Source organism: Snodgrassella communis (genome assembly GCF_914768045.1).
GTDB lineage: Bacteria > Pseudomonadota > Gammaproteobacteria > Burkholderiales > Neisseriaceae > Snodgrassella > Snodgrassella communis.
Genome location: NZ_CAJZCD010000020.1, coordinates 1 through 8,406, shown reverse-complemented (window position 1 = coordinate 8,406; position 8,406 = coordinate 1). Strand labels below are relative to the sequence as shown.

The 8,406-nt window shown below is 44.8% G+C and carries 9 protein-coding genes; 5 read left to right on the top strand and 4 right to left on the bottom strand.

Going from position 1 to position 8,406, the window contains the following annotated elements; genetic code table 11:
• Window positions 1-197: 197 nt before the first annotated feature.
• Window positions 198-365: a hypothetical protein gene (locus tag MJ761_RS10765; protein ID WP_176715119.1), complete on the top strand. Its 168-nt coding sequence runs from the start codon at window positions 198-200 to the stop codon at window positions 363-365.
• On the opposite strand, the gene MJ761_RS10760 is transcribed toward MJ761_RS10765, so the two are convergent.
• Complete coding sequence (locus MJ761_RS10760) at window positions 366-1,250, bottom strand: ADP-ribosylglycohydrolase family protein (RefSeq protein ID WP_093093881.1); 885 nt, start codon at window positions 1,248-1,250, stop codon at window positions 366-368.
• A gap of 524 nt (window positions 1,251-1,774) precedes the next feature.
• Here MJ761_RS10760 and hutX point away from each other — a divergent pair.
• Together hutX and MJ761_RS10750 are read left to right on the top strand one after the other, a co-directional pair.
• Window positions 1,775-2,197: a heme utilization cystosolic carrier protein HutX gene (gene hutX, locus MJ761_RS10755; RefSeq protein ID WP_093093879.1), complete on the top strand. Its 423-nt coding sequence runs from the start codon at window positions 1,775-1,777 to the stop codon at window positions 2,195-2,197.
• A 10-nt stretch (window positions 2,198-2,207) separates the two neighbouring features.
• On the top strand, window positions 2,208-2,852 hold the full coding sequence (locus MJ761_RS10750; protein WP_093093877.1) for an NAD(P)H-binding protein: 645 nt from the start codon (window positions 2,208-2,210) through the stop codon (window positions 2,850-2,852).
• Window positions 2,853-2,967: 115 nt separating this feature from the next.
• Here the strand turns inward: MJ761_RS10750 and MJ761_RS10745 are convergent, their stop codons facing one another.
• On the bottom strand, window positions 2,968-3,303 hold the full coding sequence (locus tag MJ761_RS10745) for a zinc ribbon domain-containing protein YjdM (RefSeq protein WP_037404659.1): 336 nt from the start codon (window positions 3,301-3,303) through the stop codon (window positions 2,968-2,970).
• Between the two features lie 383 nt (window positions 3,304-3,686).
• Window positions 3,687-5,078 (bottom strand): NAD-dependent succinate-semialdehyde dehydrogenase, encoded by a 1,392-nt coding sequence (locus MJ761_RS10740; RefSeq protein WP_093093883.1) that lies wholly within the window; start codon window positions 5,076-5,078, stop codon window positions 3,687-3,689.
• A gap of 469 nt (window positions 5,079-5,547) precedes the next feature.
• On the opposite strand from MJ761_RS10740, the gene MJ761_RS10735 reads away from it, so the two are divergent.
• Window positions 5,548-6,099 (top strand): flavodoxin family protein, encoded by a 552-nt coding sequence (locus MJ761_RS10735; RefSeq protein ID WP_093093875.1) that lies wholly within the window; start codon window positions 5,548-5,550, stop codon window positions 6,097-6,099.
• 105 nt (window positions 6,100-6,204) lie between these two features.
• Here MJ761_RS10735 and MJ761_RS10730 read toward each other — a convergent pair whose 3' ends face one another.
• Window positions 6,205-7,179: a TerC family protein gene (locus tag MJ761_RS10730; RefSeq protein WP_093093873.1), complete on the bottom strand. Its 975-nt coding sequence runs from the start codon at window positions 7,177-7,179 to the stop codon at window positions 6,205-6,207.
• 559 nt (window positions 7,180-7,738) lie between these two features.
• Here MJ761_RS10730 and trmL point away from each other — a divergent pair.
• Entirely contained in the window at window positions 7,739-8,221 is a 483-nt protein-coding gene (trmL, locus tag MJ761_RS10725) for a tRNA (uridine(34)/cytosine(34)/5-carboxymethylaminomethyluridine(34)-2'-O)-methyltransferase TrmL (RefSeq protein ID WP_093093871.1), read from the top strand.
• Window positions 8,222-8,406 lie beyond the last annotated feature (185 nt).

Here is an 8,406-nt window from a genome sequence, read left to right as displayed (position 1 = left end):
AGCACTAAAAGAGCGTCGTGCGCGTTTTTGTTGATTCATCATTTTTTCCTTTTTAGAGTTAAGTTTACCTTACCCCCTAAAAAAGTTGTATGAATTAGTGTAGCCTATCCACCAGTATCTACTCTGAGTTTTTTATTCTCTTTTATTGGGTATTTTGCTGTTCCTGCTTAATACGGCGGTAGCAGCCGTCTGAACCCATGCAGCATAATGATACAGAAAAACAGCAGGTTTCTGCCCAGTATGGGGAGGTAGCCGGGTTGGCGCGGGGTAATGGTTTGTTCGGGGTGGTGTTTTTTGGCGGCCAGCGCACTGGACAATTTACGCAGGTAGTCAATACTCATCGGCCACTCTTTCACACCCGCTAGTCAGTGTGCTGGAATGCCTGCCTCGCCCGACTGAATACCGGCAAGCGCGCCGGCGATGGCAGCGGTAGTATCTGTATCGCCACCGGCGTGTATCAGTGCGCTGATGGTTTGTTCATAGTTACCGTAGTAGCGCAGCCACGCGTAGATAACGGCAGGCACAGTATTATTGATATAGCCGGTAATGCCTTTTTTCTCTAGTTGCAAGGCCAGTAGGTAATCGCTGAGTTCGGCCTGTTGTTGTAACTTTTGCTGTGCCAGTTGTAACTGGCAGGTCAGTTGCTGGCCGTTCAGGCTGGGCATGATGTCGGCAAAGAAGCTGTCAATAGGGGCTTGTGGCTGTTGCTCCCTGGCCTGTCTGGCGGCCATAGCGATAACCCATGCGCCCTCTTCTGCCCGTGGGTCAGTATGGGTGATGCTGGTAGCTGCGCGGACTATTTCGCGCATGGTGACAGGATTATCGGCAAAAAACCAGCCAATCACAGGGGCACGCATAGCTGCGCCATTACCGGCGGAGCGAATACCACTTTTGGCCGGACTGATGCCCAGACACAATTTGCTACAGGCTTTAAGGGTAGCCATACCCAAACCGGCCGGTAAGGTAAGAAACCAGCGCCGTAGCCGGCTTGCCAGTTGGCGGCTGAAATCATCGGCATTCTGGTGACCGCTTAACAGACTCTGCGCCACCATAACTGCGTGCTCGGTGTCATCACTGCACAAGCCTGCCCTGCCCCATGGTGTAACTATCAGGCTATGCTGAATCTGGTTACCAAACAAACGAGAGGCTCGTTTGGGTGTCAGTCCTTCTCTTGCCAGCCCTATGGCATCGCCTACAGCGGTGCCAAGTAACAGGCCAGTAATCTGTTGCGCTGATTGAATTTCTTGCATGGATATTCCAGACGATCATATTAACAATATACGCTCACCCCAATGCCGGCGCGAAACGGTGGATAGATATACTATCACTTTATGTTAAAAAAATACCTGATTTTATTAATGCATTTTAGCTATTTTGGCAGGCTTAAGTCCAGATTGGTCTAACCGGCAGATATCAGCTTAAATCTATCTGGCCGTAAGGATTACTGAAACCACGATGTACGGTAAATCCGGTACTATTGTGTATGCGGGCAAATCCTTCATCTACATGCTTATAACCTCAGAATAGATTTAGCCCAATGATTGCTTTCGTTCAGGCAGATTTCTGGCGTTTTTATGTTCGTTGGTGTGCATTAATAAACTGGATATTGTTGGATAGCGCCGCTATAAAACCGTTACTATATAATAATTATTATTTAATTTTTGCAGCTTTTCATTGATATCTGCGCTACACAATCATGGGCGCTGAGCCGTTTTGATGCAGCGTTCTGGCTTGCTGTTTCAAGATAGATGGCTAGTAAGATACACTGGAGCGGATGGCCAAGCAATATCAGGCTATGATGGCCGAACTCATTCAGGCAATAGCGGATACAGTTATCATTGATGGCAGTCAGTTTAATGCAGTGTGGCAGGAAGTGCAGACTTGGAACGAAATTACTTTTCTGCTGCATCCGGTGAATATTATTGCGCAATTTTCCGGTGCGTTGCCAGCAGGAAAAAAGGGGGCCGGTTATTTTAATCTGCAACATAATCAGGGTTTCAACGGGCATATCTGCACGCAAAACTGTGTATATATTGCTTTTGTTGTGCGCAGCTTTATGCTTATGGTCACAGCTGCAATTATTTTTCTAAACCGGCAAGGTGAGACGATGTTCAAGATTTTTGTTGGCCGTGATAAAAAGCGTCCGCTAAAAGCAGAGCGGTTAAGCAGTCTGGCACAACACTTTGGTTCTGCCTGAGGAGAAGCTGATGAAAACTTTATTATTGTTTGGGGTAAGCCCGAAAATGGGTACGGGCTATCAGCTATTGCAACTGGCGTTGCAGCAGCCATTGCAGTGGCGCTGTATTGCGCTGGTACGGGACGCGGATTTTGCCCGACAGTTAAGCCAGCAAGGGGTAGTAACGGTGGTTGGCGATGCTACTGACGAATCCAGTGTCAAGAAAGCCTGCGAGCTGGCCGGTAACCATACGGTGATCGTATCGACATTAGGCGGTTCGGCAGGTGCGCACTATCTGGCACAGCGGCTGATTATTGATACGGCCGAACACTGTGGTATCAAGCAGATGCTGCTGGTTACTTCTCTGGGCTGCGGTGATTCATGGCCTACGATGTCAGAACGGGCAAAAAAAGCTTTCGGACATTCAGTACGGGAAAAGTCTCTGGCAGAAGTATGGCTGCAAACCAGTACGCTGAATTATGAAATTCTGCGCCCCGGTGGTTTGGTTAATGGTGCAGTTACCGGTACAGGAAAATGCTTTTATCAGCAGGAAATACATGGTTATATTCATCGGGCAGAACTGGCAAGTGTGATTATGCAAAGAATCAGCACTGCAACACTGAATAACTGTGTTTATACAGTTGTTGACCCGGATTTGCTCCCTGCGGATAAATAAACTGTAACCGGCCAGTTGTGGATAACTGTACTTATCCACAACTGGAAAAACTGGCCATCCCATCTGCAAACATTACCAAGCAGACAGACTGGCCATTATTTCGTTACCCTATTACTCAGGCTTTTTTCACAAAACACGCTTTAAGCATGATTTTCATGCCATCTACTTTGCAATCAATTTCGTGGTCGCCTTCAACCAGACGAATACCTTTGGCTTTGGCACCTTTTTTCAGCACAGTGCTGCTGCCCTTAAGTTTGAGGTCTTTAATCAGAATAACATCATCACCATTAGCTAGCGGATTACCGTTACTGTCTTTAACATCCAGCTCCTGTGTGCTGGTGGTACTGGCAACATCCCATTCATGTCCACATTCAAGGCAGACAGTAAAAGTGCCATCAAAGTAATTCTGTTCGCTGGCGCATTGTGGGCAGATAGGGGTTGATTCAGACATGATTAGACCTCTGCAATGGTAAAAGCGGCGATTGTACCTAATTCTGCCACAATCACCACATTTTTATGTACTTCTTACGCGCTTTTGCAGCATTTCTGCTGCTGATACAGAAACTATGTCTGCTTCTGGTACTGCCACAATGTTCCTCCCACGTATTTGCACATCAGCTTATACTCGTTTGATTCATTCATCGCCAACTGATAGCCACAACTGGTACATTTGAGCAATATTCTCGGTAACACCAGCTTAGTGAGCACTTTACGGTATTGATGATGACTCGAATCGCTTTTGTGGCATTAGAGAAAGAGAACAAACTTGTTTAAAGATAAGATACAAATAACAGGGTGGCTATTTGGCCACCCTGTTATATTATTGTGCACCGCTTAGAATTCGGCGTCGATATCAGCAATGCTTACCAGTTTGGCATTAACAAATTCTTTTAAGCCCAAATCTAGCAATTCACGTCCGAAGCCGGAACGTTTTACGCCACCAAAGGGTAAATCGGCTTTCACCATAGTAGGGTGATTAATAAATACCATACCGGTATCAATCTGCTGAGCCAGTTGAGCACCGCGTTCTTCATCTGCGGTAAAGATAGAACCGCCAAGACCATAAGGAGTATCGTTGGCAATTTCAATGGCATGAGCAGCGTCCTTGGCACGATACACGGAAGAAACCGGACCAAAGAATTCCCAGTGCCGTGCCGGATTATCCTGCTGAATATTGGTTAGAATAACCGGCCGGAAAAAACAACCCTGCGCAGGCATATCCAGCGCAATTTCTTCAGCATGCGCACCCAGTTTAACTGCCTCGTCCAGTTGCTGTTGCAGGCCTGTAACGGCGGAGCGGGAAGACAGTGGTGCTAATGTAGTGGCTGCATCCATCGGGTCGCCCATGCGCAGTTGCTGGATACCTTCACGATACAGTTTCAGGAAACGATCATATACGCCATCTTCCACGATAATACGCTTGGCACTCACACAAACCTGCCCTGCATTCCAGTGACGGCCGAACACTGCCCATTTAGCGGCCTTTTCGATATCGGCATCATTGAGCACGATAAAGGCATCGGCACCGCCCAGTTCCAGCGTGCATTTTTTCAATGCCGCGCCTGCCTGTGCAGCCACAATCGCACCTGCTCCTTCTGAACCTGTTAAGGCCACACCGCGTACGCGCGGATCGGCAATGATTTTGGCCAGTTGTTCATGGGTTGGATAGAGATTCTGAAAGGCGCCCTGCACTAATCCAGTCTGTGACAGCATGGCGGCCATTTTAGCAGCACACTGAGGAACATTAGAAGCATGTTTCAACAGAACAACATTACCGGCAGCCAGTTGTGGCGCAACAATACGTGCTATCTGGTAATACGGGAAATTCCACGGTTCTACCGCCAAGATAATGCCTTGCGGGGCAAATTCGATACGGGCACGATTGCCTTTATTAGAAGTGACCGGCAACACTTCCGGCTGAAGCTGACGTTCGGCATTTACCGCATAATATTCAAAAATCTGCGCAGACAGCTCAGTTTCTGCTTTGGCTTCACTAAACAGTTTGCCCATTTCTAATGTCAGCAGACGGGCATATTCATCAATATTGGCACGTAGAATGTCAGCTGCGGTTTGCAGAATACGTGCACGCTGGGCAAATGTCGTGTTTTTCCACTCACGGAAAGCAGCATCAGCACCATTTAATGCTGCTTCCAATTCAACATCGGTGGTATTAGGAAATGCCATTACCTGCTGTTCGGTATAGGGATTGGTACTAGCGTATGCCATATAATTACCTTTCATAAATAAGGGTTGCACCACGGATACTGTCCTTTTGACTGACTAATTACGGGCAGCTTCTGAGACAATCAGTTGTATATACTATCCGGGAGTGGTTGTGTTTCTGATGTATATGTTACTGCTACTTCTAATTTATCTATAGGTCCGATAAAGGTAGACGACAATATTGTTTACCATCCCTAAATATCCATATTTAGACATGATTTTGTATTCGATTCAGTCTAACAATTATTTACCGTGTTATCAAGTAAACACTAAACTAATAAAATATGGATTTTAGAAAACCACTTTAATGGTTGCAGCAAGCAGTCTTCAGCTTGAGAAAATTTCTGCGCTGGGCTGCCTGTGTTTTCCTGCTAGGCAATAATAACGATTTTTGTTTCCTAAAACGCTATTGTAATAACCACACTGCCAGCTTAATCTGTTTTGGTTCTATCTAACTTCAAAGGATATACAGATGAGTAAACTAGTCATTGTATTTTTTTCAGGTTACGGCCATACCCGTAAAATAGCTGAAGCAGCGGCAGCAGATACAGATGCCTTGCTGGTAGAAATTGATGCTAACGGCGATTTGAATGATGAGCAATGGCAACAGCTTGATGCTGCCAGAGGAATTATTTTTGCTGCGCCCACTTATATGGGCAATGTACCGTGGCAATTCAAAAAATTTGCTGATGCCACTTCGGCATTGTGGGCTAAGCGTGCCTGGCAGGATAAAGTGTTTGGCGGATTTACCAATAGTGCCAGTTTTAACGGCGATAAACAGGTAACGCTAATCTGGATGCAGACTCTGGCCGCACAGCATGGCGGTATCTGGGTGAGTCTGGGATTATTGCCAGCAAATACCAAGCAAGCAGATCGCAATGATATCAATACACTTGGCGGTTCTATTGGTGCTTTAGTACAAACACCTGCCGATGCCAGCGTAGATGAAATTCCACATGGCGATATTGAAACTGTCAAAATTTATGTGGCACGGATAAGTGAAATTATTAACAAGTTAGATTAATAGTATTCCTATCACTTCGAATATCAGTCTAGTACGCGATCACTTTGTCTTTTAGAGATAAAGTGATTGCATACTAGACTGTCTGAATAAGTGTAGCATACCATTTCAACGAATATCCGGCCTCTGTCTGGTTTTCAACCATGAAGCAATTATGGCAATCAGTAAGGCACTAAATACTACTGCCAGTGAAGCAAAAGAAGGAATATGCCACCACTTGGCAACCAGCATTTTGCCTCCGATAAAAGTTAATACTACAGCCAGCCCGTATTTGAGATAAATAAACTTTTCTACCACATTGGCCAGCAAAAAATACATCGCGCGTAAGCCCAATACTGCAAAAATATTGGAAGTGAAAACGATAAACGGATCAGTTGTTACCGCAAATACTGCCGGAATACTATCCACAGCAAAAACCACATCACTCAATTCGATTACCACCAAAGTAAGTAGTAATGGAGTAGCCATGCGCTGGCCATTTTCAATGGTAAAGAATTTCTCCCTATTCAGCTGTTCACTCACGCGCATATGCCGGTTCAACCAGCTTACTAATGGATTATCAGACAGACCTTTATCCTCGGCCTTTTCTGGCAGCATCAATTTAATACCACTATAAAGTAGAAAGACACCAAATAAATACAGCACCCACTCAAAACGGCTAACCAGTACCGCTCCCAAAGCCACCATAATGGCACGCAGAACAATCGCGCCTAGTACCCCAAAAAGTAAAACTCGATGCTGATATTCGGCAGGTATCTTAAAATAACTGAATATCAGCACAAATACAAAGATATTGTCGACTGATAATGATTTTTCCAACACGTAACCTGTGAGAAAGTCCATCACCGAATCTACAGCCACATCCGAACCAACCGCAGGATTATGTGCCAGTTCAAAATACAACCAACCCGCAAATCCCAAAGAAACAGCAATCCATACTGATGTCCAAAGCAATGCTTCTTTCGTACTAACGCGATGCATACCCTCTTTTTTCAGCGTGAGCATATCAATCGCAATCATAACAATAACAATGACGATAAATACGCCATAAAATAGTGGTGTACCTACTGAGTTCAGCTGCATGTATTCTTCCTGCTAAAATTTTTCATCATACAAAATCCGGCGATAATAACAACCACCAGATTCAATTGAAAATGCAATATACTGACCAACAATCCAACAATAGCATATCCAACAAAAAAGATAATCCCTGCATCACCAATTAGAGCTTTGCCGACACAAACAATCTGTTTTATGCTACAAATACTGGCAATATAGTCCGGTTGTAGTACGCTTCAGAGCAATCATCATGTAGAGCAAATCGTCACGTTGAATAGGGTAAATTAAAAAATACTGTCATGAATACACATAAAAGATTCATTTATCGCCCTATTCATCGACAAAAGATTTGACGATTACGCCATAGCAAACAATATATATCTTTGTTTTTTGCTTGGTATTTTGCAACTAGTTGTTCCTCTTAGTGTAGGATATTTGCAGTCCAAATTTCACATATCAATAAATTATATTCCAATACCGGTACATAATATCGCCAACACAATAAGCACAGATTATAAATAATTATGCCATACACTAATTATCCAAACTGATATACACTAAATCTTTTTCAAGAACGACTAGAATGCCGCTGCACATCGCTCTCTACCAGCCCCAAATCCCCGCCAATACCGGCAATATTGCCCGTACTTGTGCCGGTACCCATACCAGTCTGCACCTGATTCGTCCACTCGGCTTTTCTACTGACGATAAAATGCTCAAACGCGCTGGCCTCGATTACTGGCCACATGTAGACATTCATTACCACGATAGTCTGCCAGCCTTTATCGAAATGACAGAAGCTCAAACTAATGCACAGGTATACCTGATAGAAACGTATGGCACACGCAATTACACTGAGTTCGATTTTAGCGATAGTTCGCAGGAGATTTATTTCTTATTCGGCCGCGAAACCAGTGGTCTACCCGCACAATTCGCTCAGGCACGTAGCAGTCACTGTCTACGTATTCCCCAGTCTGAGCATATCCGTTCCTTAAACCTCTCCAATGCCGCAGCCATTGTGCTGTACGAAGCATTGCGCCAACAGGGCTTTGCCAGACTGGGTTAAATGACTTATTGTTTGAGTTGTTCTATAGCCTCAATACCAACAGCAGCCTTTGTGCTGCTGTTGTGTTTTGTATCAGGCATCTATAATCATTGTCTTCTAGCTTTTTACAATGCAAGAAACCCGGCTGATCTCTCAACCGGGTTCTTCTTATGGGGAGTCTGGCGGTGTCCTACTTTCACATGGGT